This is a genomic window from Sphingomonas sp. M1A8_2b (assembly GCF_053345535.1).
This window is the reverse complement of record NZ_JBKFAH010000006.1, coordinates 1-2,500: the sequence shown is the minus strand read 5'-3', so window position 1 is coordinate 2,500 and position 2,500 is coordinate 1. Positions and strand designations below refer to the sequence as shown.

General features: G+C 54.6%; 1 tRNA gene and 2 rRNA genes (1 of these 3 cut by a window edge). All 3 read left to right on the top strand.

The window, feature by feature from the left end:
* A 23S ribosomal RNA gene (locus ACLBWL_RS17595) occupies window positions 1-1,962 on the top strand; it begins 834 nt to the left of the window's first position.
* A 224-nt stretch (window positions 1,963-2,186) separates the two neighbouring features.
* Window positions 2,187-2,301 (top strand): 5S ribosomal RNA (gene rrf, locus ACLBWL_RS17590).
* Between the two features lie 121 nt (window positions 2,302-2,422).
* Window positions 2,423-2,499 (top strand) — tRNA-Met (locus ACLBWL_RS17585).
* The last annotated feature ends 1 nt before the right edge of the window (window position 2,500 follow it).

Below are 2,500 nucleotides of genomic sequence, written 5' to 3'. Positions count from 1 at the left end.
ATAGCTGGTTCTCCGCGAAAACTATTGAGGTAGTGCCTCGCACGAACACCTTAGGGGGTAGAGCACTGGATGGGCTAGGGGGTCGCGAGATCTACCAAACCTAACCAAACTCCGAATACCTAAGAGTGATATGCGGGAGACAGACGGCGGGTGCTAAGGTCCGTCGTCAAAAGGGAAACAGCCCTGACCTACAGCTAAGGCCCCCAAATCGTATCTAAGTGGGAAAGCATGTGGGACTTCCAAAACAACCAGGAGGTTGGCTTAGAAGCAGCCATCCTTTAAAGAAAGCGTAACAGCTCACTGGTCTAAACAAGAGGTCCTGCGGCGAAGATGTAACGGGGCTCAAGATACGTGCCGAAGCTTAGGGTGTGCCACTGATGTGGTACGCGGTAGCGGAGCGTTCCGTAAGCCTGTGAAGCGATCTGGTAATGGGTCGTGGAGGTATCGGAAGTGCGAATGCAGACATGAGTAGCGATAAAGAGGGTGAGATGCCCTCTCGCCGAAAGACCAAGGGTTCCTGCGCAAGGCTAATCCGCGCAGGGTGAGCCGGCCCCTAAGACGAGCCCGAAGGGGGTAGTCGATGGGAACCACGTTAATATTCGTGGGCCTGGTGGTGTGTGACGGATCATGTGTGTTGTCATCCCTTATCGGATTGGGATGGCTTCGAAATGGTTCCAGGAAATAGCCCCACCGTATAGACCGTACCCGAAACCGACACAGGTGGTCAGGTAGAGTATACCAAGGCGCTTGAGAGAAGTGTCCTGAAGGAACTCGGCAAATTGCCTCCGTACCTTCGGAAGAAGGAGGCCCTCACTATGCGCAAGCACTTTGAGGGGGCACAGGCCAGGGGGTAGCGACTGTTTAGCAAAAACACAGGGCTCTGCTAAGTCGGCTTCAAGACGACGTATAGGGCCTGACGCCTGCCCGGTGCCTGAAGGTTAAGTGGAGGGGTGCAAGCTCTGAAATGAAGCCCAGGTAAACGGCGGCCGTAACTATAACGGTCCTAAGGTAGCGAAATTCCTTGTCGGGTAAGTTCCGACCTGCACGAATGGCGTAACGACTTCCCCACTGTCTCCAGGACATGCTCAGCGAAATTGAATTCTCCGTGAAGATGCGGAGTACCCGCGGTTAGACGGAAAGACCCCGTGCACCTTTACTGCAGCTTCAGAGTGGCATTAGGAAGAAACTGTGTAGCATAGGTGGGAGGCTTTGAAGCATCGGCGCCAGCTGATGTGGAGCCATAGGTGAAATACCACCCTGTTTGTTTCTGATGTCTAACCTCGTTCCGTAAGCCGGAACAGGGACCCTCTGTGGCGGGTAGTTTGACTGGGGCGGTCGCCTCCTAAAGAGTAACGGAGGCGCGCAATGGTGGGCTCAGGACGGTCGGAAACCGTCTGTTAGAGTGCAATGGCATAAGCCCGCCTGACTGCGAGACTGACAAGTCGAGCAGAGACGAAAGTCGGTCATAGTGATCCGGTGGTCCCTCGTGGAAGGGCCATCGCTCAACGGATAAAAGGTACGCCGGGGATAACAGGCTGATAACCCCCAAGAGCTCATATCGACGGGGTTGTTTGGCACCTCGATGTCGGCTCATCACATCCTGGGGCTGGAGCAGGTCCCAAGGGTTTGGCTGTTCGCCAATTAAAGTGGTACGTGAGCTGGGTTCAGAACGTCGCGAGACAGTTTGGTCCCTATCTGCCGTGGGCGTCGAAATTTGAGAGGAGTTGACCCTAGTACGAGAGGACCGGGTTGAACATACCTCTGGTGTACCAGTCGTTCCGCCAGGAGCGCAGCTGGGTAGCTATGTATGGACGGGATAACCGCTGAAAGCATCTAAGCGGGAAGCCTCCCTCGAGATAAGATTTCATAGAGCCGTCGGAGACCACGACGTTGATAGATCGGATGTAGAAGTGCGGTAACGCATGGAGCTAACCGATACTAATTGCTCTATTCGCGCTTGAGAGTCTCACACCATCAATGACAACACTGGGTCAAACCAGCTAGCCATTCGATAGTGCGGATGATTAAGACGACGCCAGATTGCCAATCCCCTCGCCGTCGAGGGATTGGTCGAATACCAACACAACCATGCACGGTATCGATTTTAAAACCCTCAGGCCTCGCCGAAACGCAAAGCCAGAGGGACCCAGATATGAACGCGCTCGCATGTCGCACCGGCTCCATTGCCTGGTGGCTATAGCGTCGGTGTCCCACCCGATCCCATTCCGAACTCGGCCGTGAAACCCGACTGCGCCAATGGTACTATCGCTCAAGCGATGGAAGAGTAGGTCGTCGCCAGGCATTGAAGCCCGTGCAACATGCAACACGCACCATATCCAAAAACCCATTCATAATGTCCTATACACCTATTCCCTCACGGGAACTCGGGCCCCAGTAAAGTAACACTTTAATGGGATCTCGGCGCGGGGTGGAGCAGCCCGGTAGCTCGTCAGGCTCATAACCTGAAGGTCACAGGTTCAAATCCTGTCCCCGCAACCAC